The organism is Oleiphilus sp. HI0132 (assembly GCF_001635845.1).
Genome location: NZ_LWGJ01001093.1, coordinates 1 through 4,203 on the forward strand (window position 1 = coordinate 1; position 4,203 = coordinate 4,203).

General features: G+C 45.2%; 3 protein-coding genes. All 3 read right to left on the reverse strand.

The features are described 5' to 3' along the window. Positions 1-51: 51 nt before the first annotated feature. Positions 52-1,461 (reverse strand): HlyD family type I secretion periplasmic adaptor subunit, encoded by a 1,410-nt coding sequence (locus A3766_RS14325; RefSeq protein ID WP_082907126.1) that lies wholly within the window; start codon positions 1,459-1,461, stop codon positions 52-54. After that, positions 1,458-3,809, reverse strand: coding sequence for a type I secretion system permease/ATPase (locus tag A3766_RS14330; protein ID WP_304440967.1), 2,352 nt, complete (start codon positions 3,807-3,809; stop codon positions 1,458-1,460). The genes A3766_RS14325 and A3766_RS14330 overlap by 4 nt, the downstream gene beginning before the upstream one ends. A 68-nt stretch (positions 3,810-3,877) precedes the next feature. Continuing rightward, positions 3,878-4,203 (reverse strand): hypothetical protein (locus tag A3766_RS31145; protein WP_197479579.1); only part of this gene is annotated, 326 nt, incomplete at its 5' end.

Here is a 4,203-nt window from a genome sequence, read left to right on the forward strand (position 1 = left end):
CGTATTCTGACATTAAATTAAACAGATTAAAATATAAGATGCCTATAACGACTACCTCTCTCCCAAACTCTCTTGCTTATACCTCAACAAAGGCGATAAAAAGTACTCTATCAAGCGCCTCTTCCCTGTCTTCACTTCAGCCATCACCGACATCCCCGGTGACAGTTTCACTTCTCTACCTTCTACCACTAATTGCTCTTTGGCCAAGGCTACCCGAGCACTATAGACCAAGCCCAAATTCTCATCTTGTATCGCATCGTCAGAAATGCTCTTAATCTCTGCATCAATCAAACCGTACTTGGTGAAGTTAAAGGTATCGACTTTGACTTCAGCTTTCTGGCCTTCTTGCACAAAGCCGATATCTTTATTCAAGATCATCACGTCGACTTCCATTTTGCTTTGATCGGGCACGATAACCATGAGGGCCTGAGCGGGCGTGACGACACCGCCAATGGTATGGACTGCTAATTGCTGTACTTGACCATCTATTGGTGAAACAATTTCTTGTTGCTCGTTTCTCTGTTTTGCTTTGACGAGTTCTTGCTTTAGGCCTTCTAATCTCAGTTCAAATTCTTGCTTTTGAGAAAGCGTTGCCAGTTGCTGTTCTGCCAGCAGTGACTGTGTTTGTTTTTCGATAGCGAGTATTGAGCTATCCAGTTGTTTGAAGCGGGCTTGCTGTACTTTCAAGTCCTGCTCTTGTTCGATTAGCTCTTGTTTGAGTTCTAGGTAAGGAAGCTTTGAGCCGTAGTCTTTTCGGTGGAGTTGTTCGAGGGCATCGACTCGTTCGGCCAGTACGGGAATGACCCTTTCTTTTTTTGTTGCTTCCGCTTCTACCATTTGTTGTTCTGCTTGGAGCTTTTGTCTTTCAACTTCCAGGGATGAGAGCTTGGCGTTAAGTTCGGTTTTCTGTTGTACGAGAAGGTTTTGGTGGCTCGTCGATTTTAACGGGGCCAAAGCCTGCGAACCTACTCCCTTTAAAACTAAACTCAGCCAATGATCGAAGTGCGATAGCCTTTCAATATTCATTGATAGTTCGGCAATCTCGTGTGCTAAACGATCTACATCGGCCTGTGTTTGCGTGCTGTCTAGCGTTATGAGCGGCTCACCTTGTTTGACGCTTTGCCCTTCTCTGACGTGAATCGCTTTGATCTTTCCCGCTTCTAAGGGCTGAATATGTTTGATGTGTTCGCTTGGAATCACTTTACCTTGCGCAACCGCAACAATATCAATCTTGCCAAAGTAAGCCCACACACAGGCAATAGTGAATAGTATTACGATTGCCCAGATAATGGCTCTGCCGGCTGATGAGGCTGGGGTTTGTTCTACTTCAATAGCAGCCGGTAAGAACTGGTACAGTTCTTTATGCGAGACTGACTGATCTTTATGAAGGAAAGCAAACAGCCCTTTCTTTGTTTTTTCTTCAGAGACATCACCCACAGGGAGTTGAATTGAGGAGCTCATTCCACACCTCCATCTGTTTCACTTTCCATCTGATTAGCTGTGGATGTTTTCGGCTTGGAGACTATCTTCGCCTTAGGTAAATTCATCGCTAGTTTATTCGTGGGCTTAGCTGTTTTACCTTCGTCTTTTTTGACCTCGCGAATGCTAGGAATATGACTTTGATGGCTATGTAGCTTGGCATAGTAGCCATTCAGCTCGAGCAATTCATCATGGCTTCCGCTTTCAACAATTCGCCCGGTTTCAATGACGATAATTCTGTCTGCTGCACGAACGGTTGATAGACGATGAGCGATAATAAATACCGTTCTGTCTTTGCATATCGAGCGCATATTGTCTTGAATGATACGCTCAGACTCATAATCCAAGGCACTGGTCGCTTCATCAAAGATCAGAATGCGGGGGTTGGTAATGAGCGCTCTGGCAATAGCGATACGTTGCTTTTGCCCTCCTGATAATGAAGCGCCTTGCTCGCCCACCACGGTGTCGTAACCTTCTGGAAGTTGTAGAATGAATTCATGTGCACCTGCTAAGGTTGCGGCTTCGATCACTCTATCCATGCTCATGCTTGGGTCTGCCAAGGCGATATTGTCTTTGACTGAACGGTTAAATAGAACGTTTTCTTGAAGCACCACGCCTATCTGTCTGCGTAGCCATGCCGGGTCAACCTGTGCGACATCGACACCATCAACCAGCACTCTGCCTGACTCGGGCACATATAGCCTTTGCACGAGTTTGGTTAAGGTACTTTTGCCTGAACCTGAGCGACCAACAATGCCTATCACTTCTCCGGGCGAAACTTCCAAGCTTAAATCTTTGAGTATTTCAGGTCGATCTGGCTGATAGCGGAAGGTAATATGTTCTAGTGACACCTTGCCTTTCAAGTCAGGCAGCGTTGTTCTGTTTGGGTTATGACCAGGTTCTGCCGGCGTATTAAGAATATCCCCCAAGCGCTCTAATGAAATGCCTGCTTGCTGGAAGTCTTGCCAGAGTTGAACGAGCCTCAGAATCGGTGCACTGACTCGGCCTGCGAGCATATTGAATGCGATCAACTGCCCGACACTCAAGGAGCCTGCAATCACCAGTGTTGCACCCACCCAAAGGATTAATACTGTAACTGCCTTGTTAATAAAGCCCGCCGTTTGGCTGGCGATATTGCCTAAGTTCATCGCCTTGAAAGAGGACGACACATAAGCAGCTAGTTGCTCTTCCCATCGACGTTGCATTTGTGGCTCAACTGCCATGGACTTGAGTGTTTCAACACCTGAAATGGACTCGACCAAGAAAGCCTGGTTCTCTGCTCCGTGTTTGAACTTTTCGTTTAGGCGGTTTCTAAGAACTGGCGTGATTGTCGCCGATAGAATCACATAGAGGGGAATCGAACCTAACACTATCCATGTGAGGGGCGGGCTGTAGTAGTACATCACCACAAAAAAGATCACGGTAAAAAGGATATCGATAATCAGCGTTAAAGCAGAGCCAGTAATAAACTCACGAATGGTATCCAACTCTCGAACTCTGGCTACAGTATTCCCCACTTGCCGTGCATTAAAGAATGATATGGGTAGACGCAAGAGATGGTTATATAACTGCGACCCTAAGGTCACATCAACCCGATTGGTGGTATGCGAGAAGACGTAGGTTCGAAGGCCATTCAAAATCACATCGAATAAGGAAACGACGATTAAACCGAAGCACAATACATCGAGCGTAGTTAAGCCCTGATGGACGAGTACTTTGTCGATAATCACCTGAAAGAACAACGGCGTAATTAGTGCAAATAACTGAATAAAGAAGGAGGCAACCAAGACCTGCATCAAGATCTTTTTGTACTTGATAATAGCGGGGATAAACCAGGAAATATCAAATTTACCGTTCATACCTGGCAGGAGTGAACGTCGAGTAATTAGAATAATTCTGCCATTCCAATAATCTTCGAATTCACTAAGAGTGAAGACTTGTGGTTTTTCAGAACCAGGCACTTGAACAAGAACCTTTTCATCTGCGACTTTGGCAAGAATAAAGTACTCACCATTTTTACTCAGGCCTATCGCAGGTAAGGCCATCTTTTCTAACTTAGCGATGTCTGCTTTTGTTAGTGAGGCTTTAAGTTTTAGGTGTCTAGCAGCACGAACGATATCTTTATCATTCAGACAAGAGGCCGAGTTTTTAGCTTCGGATGAAGGTTCATTAGTACCAAAGTAATGACGAATCTGCTCTGGATCTGCAGCGACTTGGTGATAACGTGCTATTGATACCAGGCAAGCTAAGCCCGTATCAACGGATGAAGACTTTCCAGCCTCATTTGAAGCATGACTAGACACAACGATTTCCTTATCGGCGGCATTCAATCTCTTCACATATTAATAAAAAGACAAAACACCAAACAGTTGTACCTACAACCTTCCAACAAAAAATCTTAAAAGAAGTCTTTAACCATTCCCAGGCGTACAGCATTCGATGCTAGCCGAGGGTTACTCGCAGCCCATTCGTAGTTGATGATGTAGTCTTTATCTTTTAAGCCCGGGCACTGGGCGTTTAGGTCGACGTGGCTTTCTGGGAACATTTGAAAGATCCAGAGGCATTCGTTCTTTTGCTTATAACGAAACCAGAGTACGACATCGCCTTTACGAGAAGAGTCATTGTAAGTGCGAAACTTCAGGCGACTGGATGTCCGGAAGCTGACATCCTCAACTCTAAGGCCCTGATCATCGAAGTAAAAGCCACCGTTTTTGAGGTAAACCG

Bases quoted from the DNA above. Each gene is read 5' to 3' on its own strand.
- A3766_RS14325 (WP_082907126.1), bottom strand. From the start codon at position 1,461: ATGAGCTCCTCAATTCAACTCCCTGTGGGTGATGTCTCTGAAGAAAAA.